This is a genomic window from Pedobacter petrophilus (assembly GCF_009674725.1).
Taxonomy (GTDB): Bacteria; Bacteroidota; Bacteroidia; order Sphingobacteriales; family Sphingobacteriaceae; genus Pedobacter; species Pedobacter petrophilus.
The window spans coordinates 1-14079 of the sequence record NZ_WKKH01000030.1; the positions used below are offsets into that span (position 1 = coordinate 1).

The 14079-nt window shown below is 40.6% G+C and carries 12 protein-coding genes; 4 read left to right on the top strand and 8 right to left on the bottom strand.

What is annotated here, in order from left to right; all coding sequences use genetic code 11:
- Positions 1–532 precede the first annotated feature (532 nt).
- From GJU39_RS16615 to GJU39_RS16640, 6 genes are all read right to left on the bottom strand, one after another.
- Positions 533–1459 (bottom strand): hydroxypyruvate isomerase family protein, encoded by a 927-nt coding sequence (locus GJU39_RS16615; RefSeq protein ID WP_154282128.1) that lies wholly within the window; start codon positions 1457–1459, stop codon positions 533–535.
- 31 nt (positions 1460–1490) lie between these two features.
- Entirely contained in the window at positions 1491–2483 is a 993-nt protein-coding gene (locus tag GJU39_RS16620; RefSeq protein WP_154282129.1) for an FAD:protein FMN transferase, read from the bottom strand.
- Positions 2484–2623: 140 nt separating this feature from the next.
- Positions 2624–3778, bottom strand: a complete 1155-nt coding sequence (locus GJU39_RS16625; protein WP_245227977.1) for a Gfo/Idh/MocA family protein — start codon at positions 3776–3778, stop codon at positions 2624–2626.
- 34 nt (positions 3779–3812) lie between these two features.
- A complete protein-coding gene (locus GJU39_RS16630; protein ID WP_154282130.1) occupies positions 3813–4775 on the bottom strand; it encodes a formylglycine-generating enzyme family protein in 963 nt (320 codons plus the stop codon).
- Positions 4776–4915: 140 nt separating this feature from the next.
- Entirely contained in the window at positions 4916–6193 is a 1278-nt protein-coding gene (locus GJU39_RS16635; protein ID WP_154282131.1) for a type IX secretion system plug protein, read from the bottom strand.
- A gap of 335 nt (positions 6194–6528) precedes the next feature.
- Positions 6529–8436, bottom strand: a complete 1908-nt coding sequence (locus GJU39_RS16640; protein WP_154282187.1) for an ABC-F family ATP-binding cassette domain-containing protein — start codon at positions 8434–8436, stop codon at positions 6529–6531.
- A 186-nt stretch (positions 8437–8622) separates the two neighbouring features.
- On the opposite strand from GJU39_RS16640, the gene nudK reads away from it, so the two are divergent.
- The 4 genes from nudK to GJU39_RS16660 all read left to right on the top strand — a co-directional run bounded on the left by nudK (position 8623) and on the right by GJU39_RS16660 (position 12432).
- A complete protein-coding gene (gene nudK, locus GJU39_RS16645; protein ID WP_154282132.1) occupies positions 8623–9210 on the top strand; it encodes a GDP-mannose pyrophosphatase NudK in 588 nt (195 codons plus the stop codon).
- Positions 9211–10035: 825 nt separating this feature from the next.
- Positions 10036–10443, top strand: a complete 408-nt coding sequence (locus GJU39_RS16650) for an Rrf2 family transcriptional regulator (RefSeq protein WP_154282133.1) — start codon at positions 10036–10038, stop codon at positions 10441–10443.
- A 73-nt stretch (positions 10444–10516) separates the two neighbouring features.
- Positions 10517–11167: an NAD(P)-dependent oxidoreductase gene (locus tag GJU39_RS16655; protein WP_154282134.1), complete on the top strand. Its 651-nt coding sequence runs from the start codon at positions 10517–10519 to the stop codon at positions 11165–11167.
- 233 nt (positions 11168–11400) lie between these two features.
- Complete coding sequence (locus GJU39_RS16660; protein ID WP_154282135.1) at positions 11401–12432, top strand: quinone-dependent dihydroorotate dehydrogenase; 1032 nt, start codon at positions 11401–11403, stop codon at positions 12430–12432.
- A 221-nt stretch (positions 12433–12653) separates the two neighbouring features.
- Here the strand turns inward: GJU39_RS16660 and GJU39_RS16665 are convergent, their stop codons facing one another.
- Together GJU39_RS16665 and GJU39_RS16670 are read right to left on the bottom strand one after the other, a co-directional pair.
- Complete coding sequence (locus GJU39_RS16665; RefSeq protein WP_154282136.1) at positions 12654–13391, bottom strand: SDR family NAD(P)-dependent oxidoreductase; 738 nt, start codon at positions 13389–13391, stop codon at positions 12654–12656.
- A 75-nt stretch (positions 13392–13466) separates the two neighbouring features.
- A complete protein-coding gene (locus GJU39_RS16670) occupies positions 13467–14036 on the bottom strand; it encodes a Crp/Fnr family transcriptional regulator (protein WP_154282137.1) in 570 nt (189 codons plus the stop codon).
- Positions 14037–14079 lie beyond the last annotated feature (43 nt).

Below are 14079 nucleotides of genomic sequence, written 5' to 3' on the forward strand. Positions count from 1 at the left end.
TGCTGGATCTTTTATGCTGAACAAAATTATATCCTGTCAGCAATTCTCAAAACCTATTTATACAAACTTACGATGACGGCCGTGATAACCCACCGTTCATACTATTGCTATATAGCTACTAACATCAAGAACCGTATAAATCCAAAGTTGAACCTTGCTATTTCCACCCTGCTCCCCGGCCTAGGAGATGATGGAAGGAGAAGCCGTTGAAATTTTTGCAACTCCGTTCAAATCCCCCACAACCCAAGGTAGCGCGAACGGCTCTTTGAGATAAATCCTCATTTAAAATAAAATCGAGCCCTTGTGCTACCGCTCCTCAAATTTCCACGCGCTAATCCAACATCAGGTCCAAGCCTTGATTTTTGTCTCTTTTCATCAAGGAAAAGAGAAAAGCCCCTCGGCGGCCAGCCGAGGCAAGCCAGCGCAGCGGAAAAATGATTGATAAGCCACACAACAAGATAGATTGCTTCACGCCCTCACTCAACCTCCGCTTCAGTTCGCAATGACAATTTTTCGAAGGGTATCCCCAAACCTACAAGAAATTATCTTCTTCCCGATAGGCTGCGATAACCGCCAGTTCGCCTTCTTTGCCTGCTTTTGAATTTCCGTGTTCCATTCCCATTACGCCTTTATAGCCTTTTTTGTGGAGGTATTTGAACAGGTTTTTATAATTGATTTCTCCTGTGGTGGGTTCTTTCCTACCGGGATTGTCGCCAATCTGGATGTAGGCAATCTCATCCCAGCACCGGTCTATGGTTTTTATTAAGTCGCCTTCGGTACGCTGCATGTGGTAAATGTCGTACAGAATTTTGCATGCCGGACTTTGAACTGCTTTACAAACTGCATAGGTTTCGTTGGTTTTCTGCAGAAATAATTCTGGCGTATCGCTTAAGGTTTCCAGTACCATAATTAGTCCGTGTGGTTCGAAAATTTCTGCTCCGGCCCGCATGGCATCAATAATGTTTGCGAACTGATTGCCATAAGGCAAATTGCGTTCATAAAAACCAGGAACTACGGTAAGCCATTTGGCATTGCAGCGTTTGGCCGCCTCAACAGCTTTTTTGCAGGTGTCTATAAACTTGTCTTTAAATTCTTTTTTTCCGGTGGCGAGAGAGGTTTTCCAGTTATCGCCGCCATCTACCACAAAAACGCCCATTCTCATGCCAAGTTTTGCCAATAGTTTTCCAATTTTCTCCTGTTCTGCTACCGATCTGTTCAGGTACCCGTTATCCTCGATTGATCGAAAACCTTTATCGTACATGAATTGAATCTGATCGAGGAAATTTTTGCCGGCATGGTTTTCAAACATGCCCTGGTGGGGTGCATAATCCATATTAAAAACTTTATCTGCTAAGGCCGGGTAGGCTTTATCTGCAGCAAAGGTATTGGTGATGCCTGCACCAGTTGTAATTGCACCCGCAGTAAGCAGGCTATTTCTTATAAATTCACTTCTTTTCATTGATCAGTTTTTTGAAATGTAAAAACCAGTTTTAATTCTTTAATATTTTTCTGAATCCTGTACTCAGGGTATCGGCGATGCTGCCATCTTTTCTATGGTACACAAAATAAGCTTCGAGATTTTTGCGCACTTCTACAAATTTTAAGGCTTCGTTAAGGTGCATACCCATCAGGGCATTATCGTAACCATCAGCCGTAATGGCATCTGCGGCGTAAACCGTAACACTAATCATCTCATTCTCCAAAGGATAACCTGTTTGTGCATTAATCAGGTGCGCAATTCTTTTCTTCCCACTCTGGTGAAACTTTCTGTAATTGCCTGACGTGGTGATGGCTCCCTGATTTAAAACCGCAATATGCCTGATGGCTGGTTCGTCGTGTTCATCAGGTCCTTCAATGCCGATTTTCATTGGCGTTCCGTCTGGCTTCGGGCCTGCAATTCTGATCTCTCCGCCCAATTCTGCAACGTAACTTTTAATGCCTTTTTTGGTGAGGTAATCTGCAATTAAATCAACACTGTAACCTTGTGCAATGCCGTTTAAATCAATCTGAATGCCGGGTTTGGTTTTGCGGATTATGCCTTTTTTTAGTTCCAGGTTTTGCATGCCTACACATTTTAAAATAGATTTAATTTCGGTCTCGCCTGGTTCGGTTGTCGTTGCTTTCGGGCCGAAACCCCAGGCCTGAACCAGCGGCGCAACAGTGATATCAAAGATACCTCTTGTATCTGCATTAATCTCGAAACTTCTTTTCAGCACATCGTTTAAAAAGCGATCGGTTTTAATTTGCTTTTCAGCTGCATTAAACTGGTTGATGAGTGAACCTTTTCGGTACAACGACATCGACTGATCAATGATTGCTAAAAGACTATCAATGCCGCTTTTCGTTGCTACGCTATCCTTCGCATAATACATAATGGTATAATCTGTTCCCTGTGCGAGCCCTTTTAGCTTAAATGGTTTCATTTCCTCCCCGGGGAAGAAAATAAAAATTAAAGGCAGGCAAAGGAACAGGATTTTATACATAATCGTTTATAAAACTTTGGTTTTGCCGGGCATTGGGATAGGGTAAAGGCCGTTTTGATCTGGCATCAATTTCGGATTGGCATCCCAGGCGAAACGCTCGGGCATCAGGCTGTTATTGGCTGCCAGCGCTTCATCCCATTTTATGGTTTGCCCGAAAATGTGGTGGTTGCGCCATAATCTGCATTGGTAAATTTATATTCGCCTTTTGATATGGCATCGAACAATTCATCATGCTCGGTTTGATATGGATTTACGTTGCCCTTGGTGTTGTGGTTGTAAATCTCTTTTCCTTTCGAATCGTAAATAATGGCCTGGTTTCCGCCCGAGAGGTAAACCCGGCCTTTTGTACCCTGGAATGTTTCATCAACCCGGTTTGTGGTGCCCTCAAAATGCCTGCACTGGCTATATACCACTATGCCATTCGGGTAGGTAAATTCATTGGCGTGGTTATCATAAATTTCGCCATAATCTTTTCCCGTGCGCCAGGCCCGGCTTCCCGTTCCCTGTACCGAAAGGGGGCTTGCTCCGGTAATCCAGTTGGCAATATCGATGTTGTGAACGTGTTGTTCTACAATATGATCGCCACATAACCAGTTAAAATAATACCAGTTCCGCATTTGATATTCCATTTCAGTTTGGTTGGCCGTACGCGGGCGAACCCAAACGCCACCGCTGTTCCAATACACCTGACCAGAAACAATATCGCCAATTGCTCCATCCTGAATCCGTTTCATGGCTTCACGGTAATTGCTCTGGTATCTTCGTTGCAAACCTACCACCACGTTTAGCTTTTTCTTTTTGGCTTCTTCTGCCGCGGCCAACACCTTTCTAATTCCAGGAGCATCTACGGCTACCGGTTTTTCCATAAATACATGTTTGCCTTGTTTTACGGCTTCTTCAAAGTGAATGGGCCTGAAGCCCGGGGGCGTAACCAGCAAAACCACATCTGCAAGTGGAATGGCTTTTAAATAAGCATCAAACCCCACAAACTGGCGCTCTTTCGGAACATCCATTTTGGCTGCAAACCTGGTGCTTAATGATTGATAACTGCTATCGAGCCGATCCTGAAAAGCATCGGCCATTGCAACCAGTTTTAAATTGAATTTTGTGCTTAGTGCTTGAAATGCTGCGCCGGTTCCGCGGTCGCCACAGCCAATTAAGGCAATTTTGATGGTATCGGTGCCAGATGCATAAGCACCGGCAAGCGGAATGCTACTTAAAATTGCGCCACCAGCCAATAAGGCAGAGGCTTTTAGAAATTCGCGTCTTTCGTTTGCGTTTGGTTCGTTTTTCATTGTCGGTTTATATAGGGTTCAATAGGTTAGTGCATTAAAAATCCTTTATCGGCTGTTTGTTGTAGTAAGCATCAATTTCTTCTTTTGAGGGTGTTTTTACCGGTCGAACCAGGCGCATGCCTACAAACGGTGCCTCCGGAAACCACCAGTTGCTTTTCGGGATTTGTGGATCGAGCTGTTTCCATGATGGATCAGAAGCCAGCCTTACAGTTGAAGTGAGGTTGTCCGGGGTTTCATCAAAAGATCCGCCACGAACGGCATTTGGGTATAATTTATCTGGAATGGCCACCGGATTTACGGCCAGTTTGGATTGATCTCTGGAATAAAAATCAGCAAAATACTGATCATATGTCCATTCGCTTACGTTCCCATGCATATCAAATAATCCCCAGGCGTTGGGTTTCTTTTCGCCTACCGGATGCGTCTTGTTCGCACTGTTGTCTTTATACCAGGCATAATCTTTCAGACTGACAGCATCATTTCCGAACGAATAACTGGTAGTTGTTCCGGCTTTACAGGCGTATTCCCACTCGGCTTCAGTTGGTAAACGGTAGAAAATTCCGGTACGAACATAAAGCCATTTACAGAATTGGATGGCGTTGTATTGCGTCATGGCTACGGCAGGCTGGTGTTCCTTACCCATGCCGAATGTCATATCTAAATAGGGTTTGGTAGGTCTGGTAACGGCATCTACCGCTGCAGGGATGGGTGCAATGCTGGCCTGCTTTTCATAATCTCGGTAAAGAAAGGGTTCGAAAATATCCCAGGTTACTTCATGTTTGCCCATCCAGAAGGCATCAAGCTTAACTTCGTGAACTGGCTGTTCATCTGCTTTGCCGTTTTTATTGCCCATGTTGAAAGTACCAGCCGGAATAGCCTGCATCTCAAAATTCAGTTTGGTTCCGTTAATAGATTGTGTATAAGCTTTCGAATCCTGAGCAAAGTTTTGCGCAGGTGCGGTGATGATTAATGCAAATGCAAAAATTCTCTTCAACATAAAAATTGGTTAGATATACCTGCGGGCAGGTGTTTGGTTACTCAGTAATCTGATTACTAAAGTAATTATCCAATCTTAAAATGAAGAAAATTTATGTAACAATAAAAGTATAAATGACAATTATTAATTAGGCTAAAAGTTTATTTGCGCTCCGTTGAATTGTTGTTCATATTACTATAGCCCACAAGCGTATCCCAACGGGCGCCAGGCCTTCGGTAATAAACAAAAATTTGATAGCTGTTTTCTGTCTGAAAAAATGAACCTTCGAAAGGTTGAGCTTCTACAGTTTTCGTATCATTGTTCAACCACACATACTCGTAATCATATAAGCCTTGTTTCAACAAAATAGTGGCATAAAACTGTTTCCGGTTGGCATCGTAAAGTAATTTGCTGTCTTTGTTTAATATGAAATTGTTAAACCGGCCAACTACATAAGCTTCGCCATTTGTGCCCGGTGAGGCAGCGTTGAGTGTAAAAAGTATATCTGTGTAATCAGCTTCGGTTTTATCATCTCTTCCCTCTGTATTTCTGATGTAGAAATTTCCATTTTCGTCAAACTGGTTTCCGAAAGCGCCACTGCTTCTTGGAGCATCCTGAAAGAGCATTACATTAACAGTTTGATTATCCCTGTAAATATCTTTTACGTTTTCTGCTTTATAACGCAGGCTTCTGGTATCGAACTTTCTAAACTCATTATTTCCTGGAAAATTGTTGGCATTGATGTCATTGTAAACCAATTGATTCGGACGAACAAAAGCAGGCCGGGTATTTAGGGTAGCGGTATTCGCATCAAAGTTTTGCATCACCACCGCCTTGATGTCTTGGTAAGGATTGGCGATCGGCATGCTGTGGTTAATGCTGAAGTTTATTTTCTGCTTCGCATTTCTATCCGTAACCTGCAAAGGGTTGGTAATTTCTGCGGTCACCGCCACCTGACTATCCAGAATGTAAAAGCGCTGTGAGATCACGGGTTTGTTTTTGTCGCTATCCAGGTAAACTTTCAATATATAATTGCCGCTAATTTTAGGCTGAATCTGCGTATTGGGCAGGCTCACTTCATAATGGGTATATTTTCTGGTGGTGTTGGAGGAATAGCGGTAATCAATAATCCGGTCGTCATTAAATCCATCCAGATAATCTGTAGTGGAAATTCTTGAGGATTTCCAGTCTGATGTGCAATGTTCAACGGTATACCAATAGTTCTTGGTTCCACCTAACAAATCATCAAAAGACAACACAATTTTCTCTTGTGAGTTGAGCGTAATGAGCGGTATACTTTGCTCTTTAGTACTATTGTAGCAGAGAACCGTTTTAATATTGGGAAGATAAATGCTGTTCTCGTTGGTGAAAGATTTATCGTTTTGTGCAAATAGTAATGTAGGCAAAAGAAGGAATAATACAGCGATTGTTTTATGCATGGTTAAAGCTACATAGTATTCGGCAGAGATGAAAAGGATTGCTTTAGAAAAAAGCGTCTTTCTGAACTTGTTTCTGAAAGGGGTTAGATGGGTTAGAGGTTTAGGGGTTAAGAAATGAAAACGAAAAAATCGTCCTCCTGAACTTGTTTCAGGATCTTTGCACTAAAGGTGCTGTTCTGAATGAATTCAGTATAACGAAATCTCTTTTTATGTGCTATTTATCCGTGTCAATCTGTGGTTAAAATATTAACCTACGGCAACCAGTTTTTCAAAGCAAAAAAAAAAGCCGCAGATTTTAATCTGCGGCTAAATATTGCTATAAATTTGTGTTTGAATTAACCTTCCAGCTCCATAATCTCGGCAGCTAAAGTTTCCCATTTAGCCTGGTGCTGATCTAAATCTTTTTTGGCTGCTAAGTAACGTTTATTTGCTTCAGCTAATTTATCGGCTTTGCCATAAACATTCTCGTCGGCCAGTTCTGCCTCAATTTTTTTAACTGATGCTTCTAATTCAGAGATGGAAGTTTCGATTTTCTTCAATTCATCATTCAGTTTTTTTAGCTGATTAGCCGAATTTGGAGTGACAGGTTTCGGTTCTTCTTTTTGCTTTTCAGGCATCTTCACCGGGATCGGTTTAGAAATCGGAATCTCGCGTTTGCTGTTCCATTCTTCATATTCCGCATAGGTTCCGGGATATTGTTTAATTTTTTCTCCTTCGATAAACCAGATTTTGTTGGCCACGTTATCCAGGAAATACCTATCATGGGAAACGGCAATGAAAGTACCTTCAAATTGATGTAAAGCCTGGATCAGAATGTTAACCGACTGGATATCCAGGTGATTGGTTGGCTCATCCAAAATCAGGAAGTTCGAATCTGTGGTTAAAGATTTTGCTAAAGCCACACGAGATTTTTCTCCTCCGGATAATACTTTAATTTTCTTAAATACATCATCACCAGTAAAAAGGAAGCAACCTAAAATACCACGCAATTCTGTATCGGTATGTTTTGGCGCGAAGGCCTGTAATTCTTCTAAAATGGCATTGTCCAGGTGAAGCGATTCCAGCTGGTGCTGCGCAAAAAATGTTGTGGTTACATTATGGCCTGTTTCGCAAAAACCCTCAAATTTTTCTGCACCGGCAATCATTCTTAACAAGGTAGATTTACCCTTTCCGTTTGCACCGATTAACGCAATTTTATCACCTTTTTCAATCACCGCTTCGGCATCTTCCAAAATGTGAACATTTGGATAATGTTTAGTAGCGTGTTCAATCCGTACCACGTGACGGCCAGATGGTTTGGTGAATTTGAAACTGAAGTTTACCGTTGGATTATCATCATCAACATCATCTACACGCTCCATTTTATCAAGCGCTTTCATCCGCGACTGCGCCATTTTAGCTTTTGATGCTTTGGCTTTGAAACGTTCAATTAAACGCTCTTCCTGTTTAATTTTAGCCTGCTGATTTTTAAATTCTCCCTTTTGAATTTCACCGCGTAAAGCTTTCTCTTCTACGTAGAAACTGTAATTTCCGGCATAAACATTTAACTTGCCTTTGCGCGATTCTACCGTACGGTTTACAATCTTATCTAAGAAATACCTATCGTGAGATACAATTACAATTGCACCTTCAAAGCCCATTAAGTAGGTTTCAAGCCATTTAATGGATGGTAAATCCATGTGGTTGGTTGGCTCATCCAGCAATAAAATATCCGGGGTCTGTAACAGGATCTTGGCTAACATTACCCGCATTCTCCAGCCTCCTGAGAAGGTATTTAACGGGCGTAACTGATCCGCTGTGCTAAAACCTAAACCTGCCAAAATTTCGTTTGCCCGGTACTCGATGTTGTAACCATCCAAAGCTTCAAACTCTTGTTGTTTATCACTCAGTTTATATAAAACCTCTTCGCTGTAATCGGTTTCAATTTTCTTAAGCAATTCTTCGATTTCATCGTGTAGCTGATTCTGGCGCTCAAAAGCTTCCATGGCCACATGCAAAATGCTATGATGAGATTCGTACGAAAGTAAATCCTGGTTCAAGTAGCCGATTTTTAAGTCTTTAGACATAGAAACCGTTCCCGAGGTCGGAGCGTATTCACCTACAATTATTTTTAAAAGTGTCGATTTTCCCGTTCCGTTCGCACCAATTAATCCGGCCCTATCGCCCGGTTTAATATGCCAGTTTGCTTCTTCGTATAAGGCTCTTGAGCCAATCAGGAATGTTAAATTATTTATTGAAATCATTTCGGCTGCAAAAGTACGAATTTTAAAGGCTTTTTTCAGTTTCAAAATGAAATAGGAGCGAACTCAAATTTCCTGACGTTTTATTGATGATTTACGCAGGGAGATCGACTAACTTATCCGGCGTTTAAGATGTATCAATGTCAACATTCGAATATAAAATATAATTTAGTCTATAATCATAACTACATGAATAACGAAAATATTAAGATCATTAGTAAAGAAATCCTTTCAGACAACTGGTATACCTTAAATAAAATTACTTTTCAATACCATAAAAGAGATGGTACAGTAGAAACGCTAAGTCGTGAAGCCTACGACCGCGGCAATGGCGCTACCATTTTGCTTTATAATAAGGCTTTGCAAACGGTTATTTTAACCAGACAATTTCGCCTGCCAACTTATATTAATGGAAATGAAACGGGTATGCTGATTGAAACTTGTGCTGGTTTGCTGGATAAAGATAATGCAGAAACGGCCATTAAGCGTGAAACTGAAGAAGAAACGGGTTATAAGATTACAGACGTGAAAAAGGTTTTCGAAGCATATATGTCGCCTGGCTCTGTTACTGAAATGCTATACTTCTTTGTTGCTGAATATGCTAAAGAGATGAAAGTGAGCGAAGGAGGCGGACATCATAATGAACAGGAAAATATTGAAGTTTTGGAAACGCCATTTGCTGACGCTGTTACAATGATTTCTACCGGCGAGATTAAGGATGGCAAGACCATTATGTTATTGCAATATGCTCAACTCCATAACCTATTCAATCAATAGCCATTTATGGCCTAGGAATCTTCTTTTCTAACATTGCTATCAACTCATCGCTATGAGATCATTGCCGTGGACTTCAGTCCACGGCATAAACAAGAACCTCTTTTGTCCATAGCCATTTATGGCCTATGAAATCTTCTTTTCTAACATTGCTATGCACTCATCGCTATGGATCATTGCCGTGGACTGAAGTCCACGGCTTAAAACAAGAACCTCTTCTGTCCATAGCCATTTATGGCCTAAGAAATCTTCTTTTCTAACATTGCTATTGACTCACCGCTATGAGATCATTGCCGTGGACTTCAGTCCGCGGCTTAAAAACAAGAACCTCTGCTGTCAATAGCCATTTATGGCCTATGAAATCTTCTTTTCTAACATTGCTATTGACTCACCGCTATGAGATCATTGCCGTGGACTGAAGTCCACGGCATAAACAAGAACCTATTCAATCAATAGCCATTTATGGCCTATGAAATCTTCTTTTCTAACATCGCTATGAATCATTGCCGCGGACTGAAGTCTACGGCTTAAAAACAAGAACCTATTCAATCAATAGCCATTTATGGCCTAGGAAATCTTCTTTTCTAACATTGCTATTGACTCACCGCTATGAGATCATTGCCGTGGACTTCAGTCCGCGGCTTAAAACAAGAACCTCTTCTGTCCATAGCCATTTATGACCAAGGAACCTTCTTTCTAACATTGCTATACACTCATCGCTATGGATCATTGCTGTGGACTGAAGTCCGCGGCCCCCAAAAAACTGCCCCAAAATTTGCAATTACAAAAAATCCAATTACCTTTGTCTGTAATAAAAATAATTACAGAATGAATAACAGGTTTCCGGTTTCTCTCCATATCCTTACTTTGCTTGATGATGCGAAGGGGGAGGTGGTAAGTTCTGATTACCTGGCAGGTAGTATCAACATCAATCCGGTTTTAGTAAGGAAGGAGATTGCAAACCTGCGCAAATATGGTTTCGTAGATAGTAAAGAAGGGAAAGGCGGTGGATCTTTTTTAGCAAAGAATGCAACGGAAATTAACCTTGGCGAGGTTTACAAAGCGGTAAAGTCAGATTATATATTGGGACAGAATAAGAATGAACCCAATCCGAAATGTCCGATTGGAAGGCAAATTAACGAACATTTACTGGGCTTATATACTGATGCAGAAAATGCCTTGATCGATAATTTATCTAAACAAACCTTAGCCGATTTTGCCTTGAAATTTAAATAGCTTTTTTTTAACTTAAACTGTAATAAAAATTATTACAATATATTGAACATAAATTCACATAAATTTAAACATCATGAAAGTAGCATTAATTGGAGCATCAGGCTTTGTAGGTAAAGCCCTTTTAAACGAATTAGTAAGTCGCGGAAACGAGGTAGTTGCAATTGCCCGCGACACGGACAAAATTGAAAGTACAGACGGGAAAGTAACAAAAGTAGCGGTTGATGTATTGAATACGGAAGAATTGGCTGCGGCTTTGAACGGTGCAGATGCAGTGGTAAGTGCGTTTAATCCAGGATGGACAAACCCAAATCTTTATAACGATACGGTTGCAGGTGCAGAAGCCATTCAGGCAGCTGTAAAAGCTTCAGGGGTTAAACGTTATATTTTTATTGGCGGCGCCGGGACTTTACAAATCGACGGACATCAATTGGTAGACGGACCTGATTTTCCGGCTGAAATTAAACCAGGAGCAACTGCAGTAAGAGATTATTTTAATACGTTGAAACAGGAAAAGGAATTAGACTGGGTGTTTTTTAGTCCGGCAATTGAGATGCATCAAGGGATTACAATTGGTCGTACAGGTAAATACCGTTTAGGAAAAACATCTCCTGTTTTTAATGAAGAAGGTCGTTCTATTTTATCTGTAGAAGATTTATCTATCGTTATTGCTGATGAATTGGAAAATAATGCACATCACCAGGAGCAGTTTACAGCAGCATATTAAGTTCTTGAAATTATCATAAAATTAAAATACTCCCCTCCTTTCTTTGAGGAGGGGTGCCCAAAGGCGGGGGTGGTAATATCACCTTTCATTGTACACCATTACTAAATAAAATTTAATCATTAAACCAGACAAGCTTCGATAGTAGCATATAAAAGATATATAAAGGATTTACCGATCAGTCATTTTCCACCTTCCATCTTACATTTTTTCCATATTTTATTTATCTTCGTTGCATGTATCGCCTTATTAAACCAATATTCTTCAAATTTGATCCCGAAAACGTACACTACTTTGTTGTTAAGCGGCTCCAATGGTTTAATGATAAGTTTCCGTTAGGTAAAACGATTATTCGAAGTAGTTTTGATATCAATATTAAAGGTTTAGAAAGAGAAGTTTTCGGCATTAAATTTAGAAATCCGGTGGGATTAGCCGCTGGTTTTGATAAAAATGGCGAATACGTTGAAGCACTCAGCAATTTAGGATTTGGTTTTGTAGAGGTTGGTACCGTTACACCGATGCCACAGCCGGGGAATGATAAACCCAGAATGTTCCGGTTGCCAAACGATGAAGCCTTGATTAACCGCATGGGCTTTAATAATAAAGGGGTCGACGTGATGGCCGAACGTTTACGTTTGCTAAAAGACAGACACCCTGAAATTGTTGTGGGTGGAAACATTGGCAAAAATAAAGCTACTCCAAATGAAGATGCGGTGAGCGATTACATCAAATGTTTTGACAGGCTTTTTGATGTTGTTGATTACTTTGTGGTGAATGTGAGTTCTCCGAATACACCGGGCCTTCGAGAACTACAAGAGAAAGCACCGCTTAAAAAAATTCTGAATACCCTTCAGCAACGAAATCGGAAAAACGATATTTCCCGCCCCATTTTGTTAAAAATTGCGCCTGATTTAACGGATGCTCAATTGGATGATATTATCGAGATTGTAGCAGAAACGAAAATTGCCGGCATTATAGCCACCAACACCACCATCAGTAGAGAAAACCTTGCTACGGAAAAAGTTTTGGCAGGAGAGATGGGCGGCTTGAGTGGAAAACCTGTTAAAGAGCGTTCTACGGAAGTGATTAAATATCTTTCAGAGAAATCAGGCAAAGCTTTCCCGATTATCGGCGTTGGTGGAATTCATTCCGCAAAAGATGCACAACAAAAATTAGATGCGGGTGCCTGTCTGGTTCAATTGTACACAGGTTTTATCTATGAAGGACCAGGTTTAATCAAGTCGATTTGTAAATCGTTAATTAGATAACTACAAATCTTCTTCTGTAATTTAGCTTCTTAGTTGATTTATTATAACTCTTTTCAGTCGGTTAAGTTGAAGTTTCTACCTAACATCCAGGATATCTAAACTTCCGGATCCTGATCTTAAAAATTCAATTAAAAAACAATTGCGAAATTCCACTCGTCAGAATTTATCAAACAGAAATTACTAAACGTGTAAAAATCGCAATTGCACACAGGGTTGATCTTTTACCAGGGGCTTACCTCGGTACCATCTTCTATATCCTTGCTAAAAAACTTTCCTGTCGGGGCATCATCCGGTGTGAGTGTATGTTTAATAATGAAGGCTGCAGCATCTTCAACTGTCCCCGGGCCACTGTGGTGATTGAAATCTGTTGCCGTGTAGCCCGGATCAATCGCATTTACCTTAAAAGGTGAGTCCTGAAGTTCATAAGCCAATAGAATGGTATAGGTATTGACCAGGGCCTTTGAAGGAAAATAGCTGGCCAGTTTAACATTGTAATACTTCCAGCTCGGATCGCTGTGTAAATTGAGAGAACCTAATCCTGAAGTTATATTACTAATTCTTGGCTGTGCCGATTTGCGAAGCAGCTCCATAAAAGCCTGCGTAACCCTGATCGCTCCATAATAATTCGTTTCAAATACCTCTTGAATATCTGTAATGGAAGTAGTCAAAGCACTTTCCGGAAATCCTTTACTCATCCCGGCATTGTTAATAAGGATGTCTAACTGACCTTGCTCTTCTTCTACAATTTTTTTAGCTTCCAAAACGGAATCAGGTTTGGTTACATCAAGCTCGATTGCTTTGATGTTTTGAAAACCTTCCTTCTTCAATTCTTCAACCACGGCCCGGCCTTTCTCCAGGTTTCGGGTTCCTAAATATACAAATAATCCTTTTTGAGAAAGTTGCTTTGCAGTTTCTAAACCAATACTTCTATTGGCGCCTGTAATTAATACTGATTTCATTTTTATTGTTTTTAGTGATGATGTAAAGTTGCACCGTTTTAAAAGGAAACCACTTGCCATTTGGCAAAAAGCAATTTATCTGATTTTTTTCCTGATTCTGCTCAATGACGATTGTGTGATGCCAAGATAGGAGGCCAGGTAGGAGAGCGGAATCCGGTTGGCCAGGTTTGGAAATTTCTGTAAAAATGTTAAATAGCCTGTAGTTGCATCTTGTGCTACGATAGCGCTAATCCGTTCTACTTTTTGAAGCAATGCTTTTGAAACGATTTTCCGAACAATCGCATCCCAGCCGATAATGGTATCCAGCAGTTCATGCCAATCCCTTTTCGAGAAAGCAATAATTTTGCAATCCGTCATAGCTTGCACATAAGCAATTGAAGGAATTTCATTATCGAAACTTTCTAAATCGACCACAATATTGTTTTCATCGATGAAGTATTTGGTAATTTCTTCGCCCTTGTTGTTAAAGTAAGAGACCCGCAGAATACCGTCGGTAACGAAGCCAAATTGTTTAGAAATCTTCCCGGCCTCTAAATAAAATTCATCTTTTTGGAGGGTGAGCTGCGTTGCCTTCTTCGAAATAAGGGCAATCTGCTGCTGGTTTAAATTCCCGAATTGTAAGATGTATGAGATAAAATCTTCCATGTGTGCAAGTTAATCAATGTCCTTTTGATAGCACTTGCCATTT

Excerpts from the sequence above, each read along its gene's own strand:
- GJU39_RS16615 (WP_154282128.1), bottom strand. The coding sequence starts at position 1,459 with ATGAAAAGAAGTGAATTTATAAGAAATAGCCTGCTTACTGCGGGTGCA.
- GJU39_RS16620 (WP_154282129.1), bottom strand. The coding sequence starts at position 2,483 with ATGTATAAAATCCTGTTCCTTTGCCTGCCTTTAATTTTTATTTTCTTC.
- GJU39_RS16625 (WP_245227977.1), bottom strand. The coding sequence starts at position 3,778 with ATGAAAAACGAACCAAACGCAAACGAAAGACGCGAATTTCTAAAAGCC.
- GJU39_RS16630 (WP_154282130.1), bottom strand. The coding sequence starts at position 4,775 with ATGTTGAAGAGAATTTTTGCATTTGCATTAATCATCACCGCACCTGCG.
- GJU39_RS16635 (WP_154282131.1), bottom strand. The coding sequence starts at position 6,193 with ATGCATAAAACAATCGCTGTATTATTCCTTCTTTTGCCTACATTACTA.
- GJU39_RS16640 (WP_154282187.1), bottom strand. The coding sequence starts at position 8,436 with ATGATTTCAATAAATAATTTAACATTCCTGATTGGCTCAAGAGCCTTA.
- nudK (WP_154282132.1), top strand. The coding sequence starts at position 8,623 with ATGAATAACGAAAATATTAAGATCATTAGTAAAGAAATCCTTTCAGAC.
- GJU39_RS16650 (WP_154282133.1), top strand. The coding sequence starts at position 10,036 with ATGAATAACAGGTTTCCGGTTTCTCTCCATATCCTTACTTTGCTTGAT.
- GJU39_RS16655 (WP_154282134.1), top strand. The coding sequence starts at position 10,517 with ATGAAAGTAGCATTAATTGGAGCATCAGGCTTTGTAGGTAAAGCCCTT.
- GJU39_RS16660 (WP_154282135.1), top strand. The coding sequence starts at position 11,401 with ATGTATCGCCTTATTAAACCAATATTCTTCAAATTTGATCCCGAAAAC.
- GJU39_RS16665 (WP_154282136.1), bottom strand. The coding sequence starts at position 13,391 with ATGAAATCAGTATTAATTACAGGCGCCAATAGAAGTATTGGTTTAGAA.
- GJU39_RS16670 (WP_154282137.1), bottom strand. The coding sequence starts at position 14,036 with ATGGAAGATTTTATCTCATACATCTTACAATTCGGGAATTTAAACCAG.